Genomic DNA, 16991 nt, shown 5'->3' with positions numbered 1-16991 from the left:
ACGAGTGGCGGAAGATCAAAGCGAGAGCCACGCCCGGGGCAACGTGCCGTTGGCGGTTTTTTCAGCTCCTCGGCTCAATACATCCTCACCGGCTGCGGTGGCGGCGGCTGGCGGTAGACCACGGAGTCCATGGCCTGCTCCAGCTCCATGCTGGCAAAGATGGGCCGCAGGTCAGGGTGGTTCGCCACTTTCTCGACCTTGGGCAGCTGCATCAGCCCCGCAAAATCCTTGCTCTCGATGGCCTTCCGCACATCCGGATCGTAGCCGAGATCATAGACCATCTTGTTGTTCAGGGCATTGGCCGTGGCCGGGCTTTGCGCGGCCAGGCGCTGCCACATCGTCCCCTCCGGCCACAGGATGAGCAGGCGCGCCAGATTGGCCGTCGGCTTGATGTCATACGGGTCCAGCCACTTGGCCACACCGCCGACGGGGCTGTTGTCGATCTTCTGGCTCAGGCTGTAAAAAAAGGACTTCGCCTGGCTCTCGATCGCCCCGCCTTTTTTGACGATTTCCGCCGCGTTTTCCATGCCGGAGATGCTGCCGATGATGCGCAGGGCCACGCTGCCCAGCCACATCAGCATGCCGGAGGGGATGAGGCTCGCGATCAGCCCCTTCCACCCCGTCAGCCCGCCCAGCAATCGCATGAGGCCAAAGGCCGCCAGAAAGTACTTCCCCACCTTGCACACGGCAAACATGATCCCCGCCGCAATCACAGACGCAATGACCATCCGCGTCGTCGTCATGTGCATGCCCGCCGCGCCAAAAATCAGCACCCGGTGCATGTACACATACCATGCGGCCCCTGCACACAGCGCCAGCGTCGCCACATTGATGATCTGCTGCATCACCCCTTTCGCAAACGCGAGCCCGGCCGCGAATGCGAAGAAGCCCACAACCGCGAAAGTGGCCAGCGTGGTATGCGGCACCTTCTGGAGATGTTGAAGCAGTTCACTGGGGTGAGGCATGGACAGGCAACAAGATTATTAGGACATCTTAACATCTTTTCCCCACCTGTCTTGCAGGATTTCAGCGCTAGATCAGGTCCTGCATGGCCCGCAGCTTGGCGTGCGCCGCACCGCGAGAGATGAGTTCCTCCGCCAAGTCCTTGCCCGCGGGCAGGTCCGCTGCCTTGCCGGTGATGACAAAACCCGCCGCAGCATTCAGCACAGCAATGTCGCGCTTGGGTCCCTTGATCGTTCCCGCCAGCACGCCTTCGAGGATCAGCGCATTCTCGGTCGCATCTCCGCCCACCAGATCTTCCAGAGCTGCTTTGCCAAACCCCAGCTCTTTCGGATCGATCTTCGTCATGCTTAGCTTCCCTTCCGCGACCTGGCACACCTCATTGACCCCCAGCGTGGAGAGTTCGTCCATGCCCTGCCCGTCCGCCGCGGTGCCATGCACCACCCAGGCGCCTTTGCGACCCAGCTGCACCAGGATCTCGCCAAACGCCCGTGTCAGCTTTGGATCAAACACACCGATGAGCTGGTAGTCCGGTCGTCCTGGATTCAGCAGAGGCCCCAGCACATTGAAAATGGAGCGCTGCCCTTCCGCGGCCAGCATTTTGCGCGCCTCGGCCACCGCCTTGAACGTGGGATGATACAGCGGTGCAAAGAAGAACCCCAGCCCGATGCTCTCGATGCCCGCAACCACTTTTTCCTTCGGCAGGTCGATCTTGATGCCCAGCGCCTCCAGCACGTCCGCACCGCCTGCCTTGGAGGTGATGCCGCGGTTGCCATGCTTCGTCACACACACACCGCCTGCGGCGAGAATGAACATGGCGGTGCTCGAAACGTTGAAGAGATGCAGCTGGTCCCCGCCCGTGCCCACCACGTCCAGCATCGGCCCCGGCAGCTTCGCCCGGTCAATCCCCGGATCGACCGCCAGCTTCAAAAACTCCTTCACAAACATGGCGATTTCCGCCGGCGTCTCACCCTTCTTCGCCAGGGCCCGCAGGAAATCCGCCTTGGCCGAGGCCGTCACGGCAGCATCCACCAGCTGCGCCGCCGCCTCCGCGGTCTGGGCGTCGTCGAGGTGGGTTCCAGCTTTGATTGAGGCGATGAGGTCTTCCATGCCTGAGTCTGGCCGAGGCCACGCTTTTTGGCAATCACTTGAGCGATTGCGAACTGCAACGATTTAGCCTAACCTCTCTGCATGAGCAGTCGCGACCCAGCCCTGAAGACATGCCTCAATCCCCCGTCGCAGCCAGCCCCCACCCCGAAGACCTCCTCCTCACGGAAGCGATCCAAGTCTGCGGAGGAGCTATGGTCGATGGTGGAGCGGAATCTGGGGCGAAAAATCCGCTGGGTGCCGAGCAACATCGACAAGTAGAGGCCCTCGTCCAATGGGCGGAAGATAAGGGCTTGTGGGTTCAGTCGTGGGTCCCCACTCCCATTGCCGATACGGGCACACGCGAGCACAACTTGTTTCATCGTGAAGATGAGCCCACCCGCATCTACAAAATCACCAAAGGCCCGGGGTGGGGCATCTTCCCTGCCTCGCTTGCCACCACCCGGCACAAGCCCGTGCGCTATTGGTTTGAAGACCGCCCCGCCACACCGTTGGAATATTTTGAGCGCCTGCTTCTCTCGAATACCCATCTGATGCACGAGTTGAATCGGGAGGACTATCCCGTTCTCAATCGTCTTGAAGGTTTTGTTTACAGTCACGGACGGCTTCAGGCTGTTACCTCGCAGCCAGTCTTTGAAGGCACACCGGCCACGCCCTCTTCCATGGCTGACTGGTTCATGAAACGCGGCTTTCACTTCATCCGCTCCTGGGCCTGGTTCCGCCCCTCAGATGGCCTGGCAGTCTTCGACGCCTACATGGACAATGTGATGGACTGCGAAAACGAACTCGTTCCCTTTGACGTCATCGCCATCCTCGCGCAAGGCGCCTTGCGGGAGTCTCTGCATGCCGCCGTCGCCCGCCTGGACTCTCAATCCCACCCTGCAGCCCCCTCTTGAACACCCGTCCCATCCTCGGCATCGATCTTGGCACCACCAACTCTCTCGTTGGCGTGGTGGACAGCGGCTTTCCCATCCTCCTGGCCGATGAAAACGGCAGCCGCAGCACGCCCAGCGCCGTGGTCATCTCTCAGGATGGCAGCATCGCGGTCGGGGCTGTGGCTTTACGCCAGCGCGCGCTGCACCCCACGCGCACCATCACATCGGTGAAGCGCCTCATCGGCCGCCGTCCGGGTGAGGCTGGGTGGTCGCCACCGTATTCTCTCAGCGAGCTGAAAACATCACCCGTCGAGGTTTCAGCGGAGATTTTAAAACATCTGAAAGCGGTGGCCGAGCGCGCGCTGGAACAATCGGTCTCTCAAGCCGTCATCACCGTGCCCGCGTACTTCAACGACGCCCAGCGCAACGCCACGAAGCGTGCTGGCGAGCTCGCGGGACTCGAAGTCTTGCGCATTCTCAGCGAGCCCACGGCTGCAGCTCTTGCCTACGGTTTGGACAAACTCAGCGAGCACCAGAAAATCGCCGTCTATGATCTCGGCGGCGGCACCTTTGACATCTCCGTGCTCGAAATGCGCGACGGCACCTTCCAGGTGCTTTCCACCGCCGGAGACACCCAGCTCGGCGGCGATGACATCGACCGCCTGCTCGCCGAATTCATCGCGCAAAAACTGTCTCTTCCCTCCCACGACATCCGTGTTCTCGAAGCCGCCGAGTCGGTCAAAAAACGCCTCTCCACGGACGAGTCCGCTTCTTTCAACGGACTCGACATCACGCGCGCCGATCTCGAAAAAATCGCTCGCCCCTGGATTGAGCGAACTCGCATCCACTGCCTGCGTGCCTTGAGTGATGCTGGTGTGAAAGCTGAAGACTTGGATGAAGTCATCCTCGTGGGCGGCAGCACCCGCATGCCGCTGGTGCGCGACTACGTGCGCGAGCTTTTCGGCCGCGAACCCAACACCTCGCAGAACCCAGACGAAGCGATCGCCCTCGGTGCCACCATTCAGGCGGGCATCCTCGGCGGCAGCTTGCGACAGGTGCTGCTGCTGGATGTCACGCCGCTCTCCCTCGGCATCGAAACCTTCGGCGGACTGATGAACATCATCATCCCGCGCAACACCACCATTCCAGCCAAGGCCGGCGAGATGTTCACCAATGCGGTGGCCAATCAGGACAGCATGCTCATCCGCATTCTCCAGGGCGAACGTGAACTCGCGAAGGACAACTGGGAGCTGGGCCGCATCGAGGTCCCCTTCCCCGCCGGCCCCAAAGGCAGCGCGCGAGTTGGTGTGCAGTTCAGCATCGACGCAGACGGCATCCTCCACGTGCTCGCCCGAGACACCTCCACGAATCAGGACACCACCTTGGAAATCAGCGGCACCGCCGTGGATGTGGCCGATGAACGCGTGGAGCAGATGATCGCCGAGAGCGTTGATTTCGCCTTCGAAGACATGAACGAACGCATCTGGACTGAAGCCAAGCTCAAGGCCGAGGAGCTTCTGCCCGCCGTGGATGCGGCGCTCTCCCAGCTGGGCGATGCCATCAGCGCCGAGGAGAAAGCCGAAGTCGTAAGCCAGGCCGCTGCTGTCCGTGCCTTGCTCGATTCCCAGGATCACGACGCCAAGGCCCTCAAGGCTGCCACCCAGCTGCTGGATGACGCCACCCAGTCGCTCGCCGTGATGTTGATCGACCGCGCCATGGAGGAATCTCTCGCCCGTCGCGGTCTGATTTGATTTTTTGATTCCCAATAGATCAGCCGCCAGCTACGTTTCCCCGCGAATGATCGTTTCTGCCGGACATGAATGAAAACGCCCAACGCCCTGCTGCGGCCGGCGGCACTGGGTGGACGCCTCCGGAACCTCATCATCTGGAGGCCATGCTGCCTCAATATGATCAGTGGGAGATGATCGGCTGCGGCGGCATGGGCGCCGTGTACAAAGCGCGCCAGGTCTCGCTCGACCGGCTCGTGGCCATCAAGGTGCTGCCGCCGCAGGTGGCGGAAGGAGACGCCGAGTACGTCACACGTTTCAAAAACGAGGCGCGCACCATGGCCAAGGTGAATCATCCAGCCATCGTCGCGGTGTATGATTTCGGCGAGACCCGTGACGGTCTTCTCTACATCGTCATGGAGTACATCGATGGCACGGACGTCTTCAAGATGATCCATGCCCAGGGAAAGCTCCCCGTGGACCACGCCCTGGCCATCACCGCCCACGTCTGCGACGCGCTGGCCTATGCGCATGAGCATGGCGTCATTCACCGGGACATCAAACCGGCGAACATTCTCATCAACATGGAAGGGAGCGTCAAGGTGGCGGACTTCGGCCTCGCCAGCGTGCATGATCCCGCCCAGGGCGCCGGCGTCACCGACGAAGGCACCACCATGGGTACTCCGGACTACGTGGCTCCTGAAGTACTCGTCATCGGCATGCCGGTCGATGGTCGTGCCGATCTCTATGCCGTGGGCGTGATGCTGTACAACATGCTCACGGGCAAGATTCCGCGCGGCAGCTTCCAGCTCCCCAGCGAGAGGATCGGCTGTGACAAGCGCTACGACGCCATCGTGCTCAAAGCCATGGAGCACGATCTCAGCAGGCGCTACCAGACGGCCCGTGAAATCCGGCGTGATCTGGATCAAATCCTCACCGTCCCCGTGGCCAAAGCCAAGCCGGCACGGCAGGCGCCCCAAGGTGGCATGCTGCCACGCCTGCCTCCGCCTCCACCGCCGAAGCCACCCACACCTTGGGGCATGATCGCCGCCGGTGCGATCGTGGTCCTCGGGGCGGCGGTCTTTCTTTTGCGGCCCGCTGAGGCTCCTAAGCCTGACTCCGGAGCGGCGGCCGAATCCACCCAACCAGTGGGGAAGACCGAGCCGGAGAATCCTGAGCCGGCTCCCCCACCCGCAGGCACGAAACCAGCCGTTGCCGCCACTCCTGCGCGCGCCGTGGCACCTGCGAACCCCAACGCTCCCAAGGGCAGCCCTTTGTCCACCATGCCCGTGCTGGAGTTCAAAGGGCACTTCTACCAGCTCGTGGGCGAAGGCAGGAACCAGACCGACGCCCAAAAGCATGCGCTAAGCCTGGGCGCCCACCTGGCCACCATCAACAGCCAGGAAGAGCAGGACTGGATGGACAAAACGATGCCGCCTTACTTGAAGCAGGTCAGCCTGTTGCACGCCACCCTCGGCGGTGTGCGCGAACAGGGGGTGTGGAAGTGGGTCACAGGCGAAGCCTTTGATTACACTCATTGGAACGATCCTGCGGCCGCCGCAGCCGATCCGGAGAAAAAGCTCATCCTTAAACTCGACATGAAAGGACCCGCCCTGACGCACTGGGGACTGGGCGGCGAGGCTGGCGGACGCGCCTTCCTCCTGGAATGGGATGGCCCGCCTGCACAGCCCGCCAAGCCTGCCATGCCGACCGTACCTGTTGCGGAAAGCGAGGGTGCCAAACGCCTGCGCGAACTGGACACCAGCTTCCACGCCGCTCTGGAGCGCGATGTCCTGGCCGTTCACCGCACCGCGCTGGCGGACTTGAACTCCAAATACATCGCTGCATTGGAGCGTACCTTGACGGCAGCCATGGCCTCGGCCCACCTGGAAGAGGCGCTGGCTCTGCGAGAGGAAAAGCAGCGCATCAGCAGCCAGAGCCCGCTGCCTGCCGAGGACGAGCCTGCCACCCCTGTCTCTCTGAAGACATTGCGCACGACCTACCGGGCCAGTCTGCGGCCCATCGAAAGCGCCCGCCTCAGCGGCATCAGCAGCCTGTTTCAGAAGTATGCAGAAGTGCTGAAAGCAGAGCAGGTGGAATGGACCAAGGCCTCCAAGCTCGAGGACGCCCAGCTTGCCAGTGCGCGACTCGCCAGTCTCTCCCGCGAACACGCCGAGCTGCTCAATGAACCCAAGGAACTGCTGCCCGGTGGACGGGAGGTCGTTCTGGAAAAGCCCGCTCGCTTCACCTCGGCGGGGTCATTCAAACCACCCGTGGAATTTACTCTCGTGGTGAAAACGAGAAAAGACGATCTGCGCCTGGGCTACACGGCCAAGCAGGTGATCTTCAACTGGGAGACCAACCCGGGCGAACTCCGCATCGACAATGATCCCGGCGGCGCCCACCACCTGCCCGGCATGGGCCGCATCCCGGAGGACACCTTTGTCACCATTCAGTGGCGCATCCTGCCGCACATGCAGAGCATCACCGTCGATGGCAAACGCCGCCTGCTGCATTTCGGCGACTACTCCAGGGTGGACAGACCTCTGGAGATTTTTCCCCTGAACCACCCCGTCACGGTCAAGTCCGTCAAGGCCAGGGTGCTGGACCTCCAGACGCTCGAAGACCAGGTGTCCAGCTCACCTGAAATGCGCGAGCCTCTGCTGAACAAGGAGGTGTGGACCAGCAGGCTCACCATTCCAGCGGGCACCTATCGCCCGCTGCGCCGCATCGACATCGGTGCTGCAGGCAGAAACAATGCACAAAACGACGAGAAGCGTGGCGATGTCATCAGCCAGCCCGGCATGCGCATGGAAAACGTGCGCTTTCATCTCCGTGAAGGCTCCTGGCAGGGAGTGGGCGGCCGCTTCCAGGATGTCAAGATCACCGCGGACCTTGGTGGCAGCTTTACCGCACGGGACAGCGTGTTCCAGGACTGCACCTTCGCCAAGGAGGGTATTTGGTACATCGCCCTTTTCAGCAGCAAATGGCATTTCACCAACTGCGTCCTCACCGGCTCCTTCATGCTCAACTGGAAGCTGGGCGATGTGGGCATGAAACTCGAATCCTGCACCCTTCAGGATGTGGATCTCTCCCCCATCCTGTTCAAGGAGGATGCCGCCGCAGAACTCGGCAAGGACTGGCTGAGCATTCAAAACTGCCGCTTCATCAACTGCCGCGTCCCTGAAAGCTTCGCTCTCGCCACCAAGAACTGCGTCTTTGAAAAATGCACGTTTGGCGAGCCCGAGCCAAAGCTGCCGGCCAAAGCGCCACTGAATACCGTCATCTACACGCAGGATTGCACGAACCAGCCCAAGACCGGCACGGGGCGCACCATCGAGGCCAAACCCGCCTCCGAGTTCAGCGAGAAGGCCGGAGCTGACCTGCCCTACGTTTTCGCCAACGGCCGGCTCGATTTTCAAAACCCGCCGCGCTGAGCGTCAAGTCAGGAGCACATGGCAAGGCCGGCCCGAAAGTCATGTTTGCGCACCTGCCCGGTCTCACCGCCCCGCCCCGTTGCCGCCCTGCTGGAAGTAGGCGTCACGCATCCGGCGCAGTTCTTCCAGCCGGTTGGAGATTTCCGTATGCTCGCGTGCCTTCTCGATCTTTTGCTGCGTCACAAAATGGTTGTTGCTCCCCAGGCTGCGCCATGGGCCGGCGGGCACCTCGCTCACATCCACAAAGCGCCAGTCGCAGCGTCCGCTGCTGGAGATGCCCAGGTAGTCGCGAACCGCCGGGGAGATGTCCAGCCCCGCGCCGCGGTTGCTGGTGTTCTTTGGCCGTGAGTTGCCGAACACGTACTCGTGGTCATCCGTCACGAAGGGCCCGCAGTCTTCCCACTGGGCATAGCAGACACGGTTCCCATAGCGGATGGCGATCCACTGCCCCTTCAGCACGGTCTTGCCGGACCGCACAAACCGCTGCTTGAACCACGGGATCACCCGGGACGCCTCCGGCTTGTGGGAGTCGTAGTCGATCACATCGTTGTAAGGCAGGGCCACATAGAAGGGATTCTGCTTCGGCGTGAACCCCATCGGCGTGAAATTATCCTTCCGCTTGTTCGGATCCGGATCGTCGTAGCCGCCGTAGTTCTGCATCCACTGCGTGTCCCAGGAGCTCTTGTCATTGGGCGTCGGATTGTTTTCCGTGGGCTCTTCTCCCACCCAGAACACCGTGGCGACGATGTCCAGCTTCCACGGATACCGGGCGTAACCCAGATGGGGCATGGCGTTCGCATTGAAATTCGGCACTGTCGGCGCGGGATTGCGGGGCGGAGGCGGCTGGGACACCGGCTTCGTCACCACTGGCGGGCTGGATGCGGGCTTGCTCTTGGCGGTGCTGCTTCCTGACGAGGTCGAACCGCCCTTTTTCAAGGCTGCAGCGGCCCCCGTGGCCGTCACCTTGGACGCTCCCTGACCAATTGCCGAAACCGCCGTCGCGAGGGACGCGGCGACGATCAATGGCTTGATGGAGCGATTGACGAGCATGGGTGGGGGGGACCAGTTTACAGTAAATGTAGCAGATTCACAGGGTAAACCGCAATCTGTAATTCACGGGTTGGAAACGCTGCAAAAGGGCGAATCTGACTGGACATATCCACCTCAATTGCAGCGCAGATCATTCGGACACAGCTGCCTGAAGCGTGTTCAAAATGTCGAGATTGCTTATTTTTGTCCCAGCCCGGGAAGGAAAAAAATGCCTCAGTAGCGGCGCAGGGTGGAGTCTTGCGCCGGGCGTGTGTCGTCCACATTCGGATAGTCCAGCGTGTAATGCAGCCCCCGGCTCTCGTGCCTCCGGATGGCGCATTCCACGATCAAAGACGCTGTCTCCACGAGGTTGCGCAGTTCCAGGATTTCGCTCGTCACGTGGTTGCTCCAGTAAAACTCCTGCACTTCACGCTTCAGATTGCGCAGGCGCGCCGCAGCACGCTGCAGGCGCTTGTTCGTGCGCACGATCGAGACGTAATCCCACATCAGGCGCCGGATTTCGTCCCAGTTGTGGTAAATGACCACCAGCTCGTCGTTTTCCACCACGCCACTGGTCTCCCATGGCCGCAGTTCGTAGCTTTGCTCGGCCACCTTCCCCGGCGGGATTTTTTTGATCAGGTGCGCCACAGCCCGCTGCGCCGTCACGCAGCATTCCAGCAGCGAATTGCTCGCCAGCCGGTTCGCGCCGTGCAGGCCCGTGCAGCCCACCTCCCCCACCGCACACAAACCGCGCACGCTGGTGGCTCCGTTCACATCTGTCAGCACGCCGCCACATTGATAATGCGCCGCGGGCACCACGGGAATAGGCTCCTTCGTGATGTCGATCCCCACGTCCAGGCAGGCTTTCTGAATGTTGGGGAAATGACTCGCGATGAATTCCGCCGGCCGGTGGCTGATGTCCAGATAGACGCAGGGGCCGCCGGTTTTTTTGATCTCATGGTCGATCGCCCGTGCCACGATGTCTCGGGGTGCCAGCGAGCCGCGAGGGTCATACCGCTGCATGAACTCCTGCCCGTCCTTGCCAATCAACCGCGCCCCTTCACCCCGCATCGCCTCGCTGATCAGGAACGAGCGCTTCTGCGGATGGTACAGGCAGGTCGGGTGGAACTGGATGAACTCCATGTCCGAAATCGTCGCGCCCGCGCGCCAGGCCATTGCCACGCCATCGCCTGTCGCCACGCGTGGATTCGTCGTGTACAAATACACCCGGCCGCAGCCCCCGGTCGCGAGGATGACACGATCCGAGCGGAAGGTGTGCACATCGCCGCTGGCTTCATCCAGTACGTACAGCCCCAGCACCCGGTCCTCGGAGACCAGTCCCAGCTTGGCCGTCGTCAGGATGTCGATGGCATAATGGTTCTCGTAAATCGTGATGTTCGGGTTGGCCCGCACCGTGGCCAGCAGCTTTTCCGTGATCTCGCGCCCGGTGGCGTCCGCCGCATGCAGCACCCGCCGCGCCGTGTGCCCGCCCTCCCTTGTCAGGTCAAATTCCAGGTGACCATTGACCGCCTCACGCTGGTCAAAGTGCACCCCCCACTTCACCAGGTCGGCGATGCGTGCCGGCCCTTCGCTCACGATTGTGCGTACTGCGTCCTCTTTGCACAAGCCCGCGCCTGCGATGAGGGTGTCGCTGACGTGCTTTTCGATGGAGTCATTCTCCGCCGTGACGCAGGCGATGCCGCCCTGCGCCCAGTTCGAGTTGGAGTCCAGCGCCCCGCGCTTTGTGATCATCACCACCTTGCCATGCTCTGCGGCATGCAGTGCGGAAACCAGGCCTCCGGCTCCGGTTCCGACGATGATAAAGTCTGCCTCAATCATGAATTGTGGTGACTCTTTCGTCGCGGAACCGCCAAGATGCAAATGCGCTACCAGCTTGTTCCCAAACTCCAGCGCGTCGCCAGGTCCAGCAGGTCAGGGCGCATCGGCCATTCATCCGCGCGCGGTTCCTGGCCTTCATGACGGTGGCTGGCTCCCTTGAGGGCCATGCAGCCGGTATTGTCCCCGATCTGGCGAATCGTCTCGATCTCCTCCGCGGACAGGCACTGCTCCGGCAGCGCGGCAAGATCATCGAGCTTGCTCTCGATCGTGCGCGCCCCTTCACCATGCTCCTGGATCAGCGTCGGCACCACGCTCTTCACCGCCGTGTTCCCCAGCGTCCAAAGACAGGCGAGCTGCAGCATCGAAAGCCCATGCTTCTCCGCGATCGGCCGCACCTTCTCCAGTTTCTCCACTCCATGCTCGATCCACCCGCCCGGGCGGTGCGTCCGGTGGTCTCCATCGCGGAATTTGTGCCCCGGTTTCACATCGTCGTGGAACAGGCCGCCGTAGTCGACCACCCGCGCCAGAATATCGACTTTGTTCTTCGCCGCCGCACCCAGCACATGCTGGCCCGGCCAGGGTTCAAACGGGTTCAAAATGATCATCGCCCAGTCCATGCGATCACCAAAGCGCTCAAAGCACTCGATCATGTCCAGCGTGAAGCCGTTCGCCGGCCCTGGCGCAATGCCGAGACGGTCTGTAAGCCCATCGGTCTTCAATGCCGTAAATGCATCCCACACCTTGTCGCTCGTGTAGCTGATGCTGTCCGGATTGTGCAGCATGAGCAGGTCAAACTTCGAGGCCTTGCAGCGCTCCAGGCTCTTCTCCGTGGCCATCTTCAGGTAATCATAATACTTCTCCGGCCCGCGCAGCGCCGGATCTGTGAACCGCGGATAACCGCGCGATCCCTGACGGATGCCGTCATAAATGTCATGGCCCACGATGCCCACGAGGCAGTACTCTTCCCTGGGCACTCCTTGCAGCGCCTCGCCCAGCAGGGAGTCCGCGCGGCCCACGCCATACACATCTGCCGTCACAAAGGTGCGCACACCCTTGTCAAACGAGTCGCGCATCAGCTGCTTGTAATGCTCCTCGGAGAGCTGTTCTCCGTAGTGCATGAAGCGGCCGCCGCTCCAGGTGCCGTAGGCTGTTCGGGTCAGATTCATAGAAAGGGTCAGGTTGGAATTTGAGGGGGAGATACATAACCACTCCGCTCCTTGTTTCAAACACGGATCCTCCCTGAAACCGCCAATGCCCACGATTTGACAAAAATCGGCCAGCTACGACACCTCGCCAGAGCCCCATGAACAAGCCGTCCGCCCCGCGCAAAACCAGCAAATCGGCCCCCGCGAAGCCCACCAGCCTCGTCACCCTCCTCACCGAGGTCCGCCAACTCATCCAAAGCGCCCGCCGCAACGTCTCCACCATCGTGGACACCTTTCAGGTGATGACCAACTTCGAAATCGGCAGGCGCATCGTGGAACACGAGCAGAAGGGAGCGAAGCGGGCGGCGTATGGCACGGAGCTGCTGAAGGAGCTTTCGGAGAGGTTGACGGAGGAGTTTGGGACAGGCTTCTCTCCCGTAAATTTATCTCACATGAGGAGGTTCTTTCTGACATGGCGAGAGCGGTCGTCAATTTTTCAGACACCGTCTGAAAAATTGGGGGCGGAGGAGATTCTTCAGACTCCGTCTGAAAAATTGGTCCCCTCTCAAATTCGCCAGACGCCGTACGGCAAATCCACGTTCACCCTCAGTTGGTCGCACTATGTCGTGCTCATGACCATCAAAGACCCGGAGGAACGCAGCTTCTACGAAATCGAATCTGCACAGTCCAATTGGAACGTGCGCGAACTCAAACGCCAAAAAGCCTCCTGCCTTTACGAGCGCCTCGCCCTCAGCCGGGACAAGGAAGGCATTCGCAAGCTCGCTCGCGAGGGCCAGGTCGTCGTCAGGCCGGAGGACCTGCTCAAAGAACCCTTCGTCCTCGAATTCCTCGGTCTCGATGAAAAGGCCAGCTACTCCGAGAACGATCTGGAACAGGCCATCATCGACCGCCTCGAACACTTCCTCCTCGAACTCGGCAAAGGATTCCTCTTCGAGGCCCGCCAGAAGCGCTTCACCTTCGATGAAGACCACTACTTCGTCGATCTCGTCTTCTACAACCGCCTCCTCCGCTGCTATGTCATCATCGACCTCAAGCTCGACAAGCTCACGCATCAGGACCTCGGCCAGATGCAGATGTATGTGAACTACTATGACCGCGAGGTGAAGCTCCCCGACGAGAACCCCACCATCGGACTCCTGCTCTGCAAGTCCGCCAAAAAAACGGTCATCGAACTCACCCTGCCAAAAGACGCGAACATCCACGCCAAGGAGTACAATTTGTACCTCCCCTCGAAAGAACTGCTGAAGGAAAAGCTCGACGAATGGAGCGCCGCCGCGACCCGATAAGGGCCGGCGTCACCCCGCCGCCGCCTTCACCAGCAGTTCCGCGATCTTCTCCGCAGAGTTTTTCACCGCCAGCTTCTGCGCCGCCTTCTTCATTTCACCGGCCTTGCGCGGGTCGTTGAAGACGCTGCGCACCGCATCGGCCAGAGTGTCGGCATTCAGCTCGCTTTCCTTCATGAGCCGCGCCGCTCCCGCCTTGTCAAAAATCTCCGCATTGCGCGTCTGGTGGTCCTCAGCGGCAAACGGATACGGCACCAGCAGGCTCGGCACACCAAAGTAGGCCAGCTCAGACATTGAAGACGCCCCGGAGCGCGCGATGGCCAGATCCGCCACACGATAGGCCAGATCCATCCGATGGCAAAAAGCCGCCACGTGCTGCTTCAGCATTGGGATCTTGGCATACACATCCCGCACCTCCTCGTAATCCGTCGGTCCCGCAATGTGCAGCACCTGGATGTCCATTTTCTCAAACTGCTCCAGCGCCATGCCCACCGCCCGGTTCACACCACGTGCGCCCTGGCTGCCGCCCATGATGAGCAGCGTGCGCTTGTCCTTGTCCAGTTTGAAAAAGGCACGCGGATCGTCGTTGTTCTGCTTGCGCATGCTGCTGCGTATGGGTGTGCCCACCACCCGCACATCTCCATGCTTCGGGAAGTGCTCTTTGCACGCCTCCAGGCCGCACAGCACGATGTCGCTGTAACGTGCATTCAGCTTGTTCGCCTTGCCGGGGATGGCGTTGCTCTCATGAATCAGGGTCGTGCAGCCCTCCTTGCGGCCGGCATACAGCGGCGCAAAGGAGGTGAAGCCCCCCATGCCCAGCACCACGTCCACCTCGCGGTCACGGATGATCTTACGGCAAGCCTTCGTGCCCTGCCACAGACCCTTGAGAAACCCGAACATCTTCGGCGACCAAGGCTTTGGCATGGCCAAAAACGGCATCTTCTCAAACCGCAGCTCCGGGTGCCCCGAAGCGGCCAGGGTATCGATCTTCTTTTCACTGATGAGCAAGGTCACGTCATGACCGCGCGCGGCCAGGACCTCACCGACGGCAATCCCAGGGAACAAATGCCCCCCGGTGCCACCGCACGCGATTAGCACGTGGATGGACTTCGAATTTTTCTGTTTCACTGAGATTCAAAAGGCTAAAGCTGGGGAGTCCAGCGGCGCTTTCTGCGGATCACGGGTAGCTGATCCCAAGTCAGATGCACGCCCTGGCGGTGGATGTTGATCAGGATGCCCACTGCGACCATCGCAGCGACGAGACTGGACCCTCCGTAACTTACGAAAGGCAGCGGCAACCCCTTGTTGGGCAGCAAAGCAGTGGTCACCCCCATGTTCAAGAGCGCTTCCATGCCCAGCAAAAAAGTCAGGCCCGCCCCCAGAAGCTTCCCAAACCGGTTCGGCGCATAGGCGGACACCACCATCCCAGCCATCACCAGCACTGCAAAGGCCAGCACCACCGCCACCGTCCCGCGCAGGCCCAGCTCCTCTCCCACCATGGGAAAAATAAAGTCCGTGTGCGCCTCCGGCAGGTAGGAGAGCTTCATGCGCCCTTCCCCCAGTCCGCGCCCTTCCAGCCCGCCGGACCCGAACGCCAGCTTGGACACCCACTGCTGCAGCCCCAGGTCCTCCCGGTGTTTTTCCAGGTCAAAAGTGACCATGATGCGGTCAAACCGGTTTGGCAGGAACTTGACCCCCGCCACAAGTCCACCCCCGCAAAGCACCACAATGATCGCCAGATAGCGGATTTTGGTTCCCGCCACAAACATCACGCCCAAACCCACCGCCGAGGCCAGCAGGGCACTGCCAAGGTCAAATTCGCAGCCGATCAAGGCCACGATTCCCAGCAACATCAGCCCCGGCAGCACAAATCCGCGCCAAAACGTCCGCGTCAGCGCCTGGTGCGTTCCAAACCAACCCGCCAGCGCGATGATCAGGGCAATCTTCGCAAACTCGGACGGCTGCACCCGCAACCCGCTCACCCCAAGCGCCTGCAGACCGATCCAGCGCTTCGATCCATTGATCCTCACACCCACCCATGGCACGGCATAACACAAAGCCAGCAGCACTGCCGCGGCGATCAGAATGTGCCAGCGCCAGCGCATCCATACATTGTAATCGATTATCGCCATGAACACGCACACCACGATCGACACTCCCAGCCAGCCCAGCTGCCGCCACAGCGTCACATAATCTTCCCCGCCTTCCTGCGCGACTTCAAACGTCGTGCTTGCCAGCATGGTGATGCCCAGCGCGATCAGTGAAAGCGCGGCAACGATGAACAGGATGATGGAATATTTGGCCATGACTCCGGTTGCGAAAGGTTATTTCGCCGGGATCACCAGTTTCATCCCGTCCCGCATCGAATTCGGGTTCTTGATGTTGTTCGCTTTCTGAATAGCCGCCACAGACACGCCATACTTGGAGGCCAGACGGTAGAGCGTCTCGCCGGACTTCAGCGTGTGCGACCGCGACGCAGCGGCAGGAGCCGCAGCGGGCTTTGCAGCCGGCTTTGGTGGAGCTTCAGCAGTGACTTTCTTCGCCGTCTCCGCCTTCTCCTTCTTCGGCGCAGGCGGGGTTTCTGCGATCTTTTTCAGCATCTGCGTGGGTGGCGGCACTGGAGTGGGCCGGGCAAGCGGACGGGCTTCCGCCTTGGCCACGGGCTTGGGCTCCTCACGGTCCCGGTCACGGGGCCGCACGGTCGAGGGCTTGCTTTCTTCCGCCTTCGGTGCGTTTTCCGTCAGCAGGGACACCGCGTGGGGATTGCTCGGAGCTGGCAGGACGGCCACTTTTCCGCCAGAGGCCGGCATGGTGGCAGGCGTGTCTGCCGCAGACACCAGGGAGGTGGCAGCGGGGGGCGCTTCATCTGGCGCCACCAGAGAAATCGGAGACATCGTCGCAGCGGAGAGGCTCGCCGGCGCATCCGCGGGTTTCACTGCTTCGCTCGGCACTTTCGTGTTCGGGGCCGGTGGCTGGTCGCGCACCACCGGAATCGCTTTCGGCACTTCTTGAGTGGCGGCCATCGGCTTGAGCGTCTTCGGGTCCACCGGGATCGCGCTCACCACCGCCTGCTTCGGTACGCGCAGCATCGTCCCGGGACCGATCTGCAGGCCTTTGTCGATCATGTTCAGGCGGGTGATCTCCGCCTCGCTGGTGCCAAATTTCGCGGCGATGGACTTGATCGAGTCTCCCGAATGCATCTCGTAGCTATCGAACTGCTCTGTGTCCGCCGCAGCTTTCGCCTGCGCGCTGACCACCTCCGGCGCAGCCATTGGCAGCCCGGTGCCGCTGCTCACCGCACGCGCCGCCTGGGTCGCCGTCTGCTGCGGCTTCTCATCGTCGCCCATGAAGTCATAGATGATGATCCCGCCGATCAGCACCACGTGGATCAGCAGCATGACCACAAACATCCGCGCCATGCCGGAGTTCGGTTCGTGCTGGTTCCATTCACCCTCTTCCGTCACGAGCGCCACGCGATGGCGATGCCGCTCGCCGTCCATCAGGTTCAGCAGCAGCTTGGTTTCTTTGGTCTTGGGTTTCATCTTCATAGGACCTTGGGTCTGGGATT

General features: G+C 61.4%; 12 protein-coding genes. 4 read left to right on the top strand and 8 right to left on the bottom strand.

Going from position 1 to position 16991, the window contains the following annotated elements; all coding sequences use genetic code 11:
* Positions 1–74: 74 nt before the first annotated feature.
* Together ACILSR_RS14485 and trpD are read right to left on the bottom strand one after the other, a co-directional pair.
* Positions 75–965 (bottom strand): hypothetical protein, encoded by an 891-nt coding sequence (locus ACILSR_RS14485; protein ID WP_395750496.1) that lies wholly within the window; start codon positions 963–965, stop codon positions 75–77.
* A gap of 67 nt (positions 966–1032) precedes the next feature.
* Complete coding sequence (trpD, locus tag ACILSR_RS14480) at positions 1033–2070, bottom strand: anthranilate phosphoribosyltransferase (RefSeq protein WP_395750495.1); 1038 nt, start codon at positions 2068–2070, stop codon at positions 1033–1035.
* 110 nt (positions 2071–2180) lie between these two features.
* Between trpD and ACILSR_RS14475 the strand changes: the two genes are divergently transcribed.
* From ACILSR_RS14475 to ACILSR_RS14465, 3 genes are all read left to right on the top strand, one after another.
* The gene (locus tag ACILSR_RS14475) at positions 2181–2963 is read left to right on the top strand and encodes a hypothetical protein (protein WP_395750494.1); all 783 of its coding nucleotides are present in this window, start codon (positions 2181–2183) and stop codon (positions 2961–2963) included.
* Positions 2960–4693: an Hsp70 family protein gene (locus ACILSR_RS14470; RefSeq protein WP_395750493.1), complete on the top strand. Its 1734-nt coding sequence runs from the start codon at positions 2960–2962 to the stop codon at positions 4691–4693. Before ACILSR_RS14475 ends, ACILSR_RS14470 begins: the two co-directional genes overlap by 4 nt.
* Positions 4694–4758: 65 nt before the next feature.
* Positions 4759–8106 carry a protein kinase domain-containing protein gene (locus tag ACILSR_RS14465; RefSeq protein ID WP_395750492.1) on the top strand — a complete coding sequence of 1116 codons (3348 nt, stop codon included), beginning with the start codon at positions 4759–4761 and terminating at the stop codon, positions 8104–8106.
* A 63-nt stretch (positions 8107–8169) separates the two neighbouring features.
* On the opposite strand, the gene ACILSR_RS14460 is transcribed toward ACILSR_RS14465, so the two are convergent.
* The 3 genes from ACILSR_RS14460 to ACILSR_RS14450 form a co-directional block, all read right to left on the bottom strand.
* Positions 8170–9156, bottom strand: a complete 987-nt coding sequence (locus ACILSR_RS14460) for a hypothetical protein (protein ID WP_395750491.1) — start codon at positions 9154–9156, stop codon at positions 8170–8172.
* Positions 9157–9369: 213 nt separating this feature from the next.
* Positions 9370–10974 carry an L-aspartate oxidase gene (gene nadB, locus ACILSR_RS14455; RefSeq protein WP_395750490.1) on the bottom strand — a complete coding sequence of 535 codons (1605 nt, stop codon included), beginning with the start codon at positions 10972–10974 and terminating at the stop codon, positions 9370–9372.
* Between the two features lie 47 nt (positions 10975–11021).
* The gene (locus ACILSR_RS14450) at positions 11022–12140 is read right to left on the bottom strand and encodes an aldo/keto reductase (RefSeq protein ID WP_395750489.1); all 1119 of its coding nucleotides are present in this window, start codon (positions 12138–12140) and stop codon (positions 11022–11024) included.
* Between the two features lie 137 nt (positions 12141–12277).
* Here ACILSR_RS14450 and ACILSR_RS14445 point away from each other — a divergent pair, with 137 nt between their 5' ends.
* Positions 12278–13426 carry a YhcG family protein gene (locus ACILSR_RS14445; protein WP_395750488.1) on the top strand — a complete coding sequence of 383 codons (1149 nt, stop codon included), beginning with the start codon at positions 12278–12280 and terminating at the stop codon, positions 13424–13426.
* Positions 13427–13435: 9 nt separating this feature from the next.
* Here ACILSR_RS14445 and murG read toward each other — a convergent pair whose 3' ends face one another.
* From murG to ACILSR_RS14430, 3 genes are read right to left on the bottom strand one after another with little or no spacing between them, the layout of a single operon-like run.
* On the bottom strand, positions 13436–14551 hold the full coding sequence (gene murG, locus ACILSR_RS14440) for an undecaprenyldiphospho-muramoylpentapeptide beta-N-acetylglucosaminyltransferase (RefSeq protein ID WP_395750487.1): 1116 nt from the start codon (positions 14549–14551) through the stop codon (positions 13436–13438).
* Positions 14552–14565: 14 nt separating this feature from the next.
* Positions 14566–15729 carry an FtsW/RodA/SpoVE family cell cycle protein gene (locus tag ACILSR_RS14435; RefSeq protein ID WP_395750486.1) on the bottom strand — a complete coding sequence of 388 codons (1164 nt, stop codon included), beginning with the start codon at positions 15727–15729 and terminating at the stop codon, positions 14566–14568.
* 18 nt (positions 15730–15747) lie between these two features.
* Positions 15748–16965 carry a LysM peptidoglycan-binding domain-containing protein gene (locus tag ACILSR_RS14430; protein WP_395750485.1) on the bottom strand — a complete coding sequence of 406 codons (1218 nt, stop codon included), beginning with the start codon at positions 16963–16965 and terminating at the stop codon, positions 15748–15750.
* Positions 16966–16991 lie beyond the last annotated feature (26 nt).

The sequence above is a fragment of the Prosthecobacter sp. genome (genome assembly GCF_044222565.1).
In the GTDB taxonomy this organism is placed as follows: domain Bacteria; phylum Verrucomicrobiota; class Verrucomicrobiia; order Verrucomicrobiales; family Verrucomicrobiaceae; genus Prosthecobacter.
This window is presented reverse-complemented; position numbering and strand designations above follow the sequence as displayed.